This is a genomic window from Romboutsia sedimentorum, from assembly GCF_030131845.1.
Lineage (GTDB): Bacteria > Bacillota > Clostridia > Peptostreptococcales > Peptostreptococcaceae > Romboutsia_D > Romboutsia_D sedimentorum.
In genome coordinates this window covers 1-729 of the sequence record NZ_JASKYM010000033.1, presented here as the reverse complement: position 1 = coordinate 729, position 729 = coordinate 1, and the positions used below count along the sequence as shown (strand labels likewise).

Here is a 729-nt window from a genome sequence, read left to right as displayed (position 1 = left end):
CTAACCTTTTGGAAGCGTCTGTCGAAGGTGAAATCAATAACTGGGGTGAAGTCGTAACAAGGTAGCCGTATCGGAAGGTGCGGCTGGATCACCTCCTTTCTAAGGAGAATTGCCTACTGTTTAATTTTGAGAGTTCATAAGAACTTTCATACTAGTACTTTGAAAACTGTATAACATTTAGTGATATGACATCATTTAAAATATATGAAGAAGATAACTTTTAAAAATATCAACGAGAAGACAAACTCATTAAAAAAGTCACTGAGAAGATATACTCATTAAAAATCAACTTTGATAACTTGGTCAAGTTATTAAGGGTGCAGGGCGGATGCCTTGGCACTAGGAGCCGATGAAGGACGCGATAAGCTGCGATAAGCTTCGGGGAGTTGCACGTAAACTTTGATCCGAAGATTTCCGAATGAGGAAACTCACTTAGAGTAATGTCTAAGTATTGTTAAGTGAATACATAGCTTAATGAGGGGAACCCGGGGAACTGAAACATCTAAGTACCCGGAGGAAAAGAAAGAAATTCGATTCCGTAAGTAGCGGCGAGCGAACGCGGAACAGGCCAAACCAATGAAGTTTACTTCGTTGGGGTTGAGGACATGCAACATGGATGCAATATTGTAAGCGAAGAGAGTTGGAAAGCTCCGCCATAGAAGGTAATAGCCCTGTAGTTGAAACGAGAAAGCTACTAGCATGATCCAGAGTACCACGGGACACGTGAAA

Annotated in this window: 2 rRNA genes; both read left to right on the top strand. The window is 41.3% G+C overall.

Features of this window, described 5'->3' with window-relative positions:
* Positions 1–99: ribosomal RNA gene (locus QOZ84_RS16525) — 16S ribosomal RNA — on the top strand; the annotation flags it as partial.
* A gap of 202 nt (positions 100–301) precedes the next feature.
* Positions 302–729: ribosomal RNA gene (locus QOZ84_RS16520) — 23S ribosomal RNA — on the top strand; the annotation flags it as partial.